Origin of the sequence: Synechococcus sp. 1G10 (assembly GCF_002252625.1) — a bacterium.
Classification (GTDB): Bacteria; Cyanobacteriota; Cyanobacteriia; order PCC-6307; family Cyanobiaceae; genus Regnicoccus_A.
Genome location: NZ_NQKW01000064.1, coordinates 1 through 1,151, shown reverse-complemented (window position 1 = coordinate 1,151; position 1,151 = coordinate 1). Strand labels below are relative to the sequence as shown.

1 protein-coding gene is annotated in these 1,151 nt (G+C 50.8%); it reads left to right on the top strand.

Features of this window, described 5'->3' with window-relative positions; all coding sequences use genetic code 11:
- Positions 1 to 1,069, top strand: a 1,069-nt coding sequence (locus CJZ82_RS17470) for an IS5 family transposase (RefSeq protein WP_233130369.1), incomplete at its 5' end; no start/stop codon positions are given.
- Between the last annotated feature and the right edge of the window lie 82 nt (positions 1,070 to 1,151).

Genomic DNA, 1,151 nt, shown 5'->3' with positions numbered 1-1,151 from the left:
CAGATACAATAGATGCGTTGAAAGCGCCAAATCAATGGGGCAGCGTGGCTTTTGGGATGAAGAGCAGCGAATCCACAAACTGCATCAAAAGAACCCCACTCTGACCGCTCTTTCCGAAGCTATCCCTTGGGACAGTTTTCGCCCTCTCATAGAGCAGGGATACTGTTCTGAGCGCAAGAACAATGCAGGCAGAAAACGGATTGATCCCATCATCCTTTTCCGAATGCTGATGCTCCAGCAGCTTTTCAATCTGAGCGACGAAGCGCTTGAATTTCAGGTCAATGACCGTCGATCCTTTGAGGAATTCGTTGGCTTGGGAGTGATGGATACGATTCCTGATGCTACAACAGTGGCATTCTTCAGGGAGAGACTAAGGAACGCAGGAGTGATCGAAGAATTGTTTGATTGCTTTGAGCAGCATCTCCGGGCCCAGGGCCTGGAGGCACGTGGTGGCCAGATCATCGATGCCACACTGGTGCCCGTTCCAAAGCAAAGAAATACCCGGGCAGAGAATCAAGTGATCAAGCAAGGCGAAGTGCCAGAAGACTGGCACGACAAGCCAAATCGGTTGCAGCAGAAGGATCTTGATGCTCGCTGGGTGAGAAAGAATGGTGTCAGCCACTATGGCTATAAGAACAGTATTTGCATTGATGCCGAACATGGATTTATTCGCAGATACGTGGTTACGCCAGCCAACATTCACGATAGTCAGATGATAGCAGCCTTGCTAGATCCGGAAAATTCAGTGGATATCGTTTGGGCCGACTCTGGATATGCGGGTCGGCAATTTGAGGAGCTGCTAGCTACAGCAGGCATTGAAAGCCAAATTCACGAAAGAGGAACTCGCAATCGTCCCCTTGATGAGGATGCACAGGCACGAAACAAGGTCAAGTCCAAGATTCGGGCCCGCGTTGAACACGTCTTTGGCCAGATGCAGGTAAGCATGTGTGGAAAGCTAACGCGGCGCATCGGTCTTGCAAGAACAAATGCATGGTGGGGACTGAGGAATCTGACGTTCAACTTCATGCGATTCTGCCAGAAGCAGCGTGTATGCGCCGTCGCTGGCTGAACTTCCCGAAGGACTAGAGAACATATTTATCTGTGCGATAAGGCCCTTGGTGTAGCCGTGGCATGCCGGGCTGAGTTGGTTC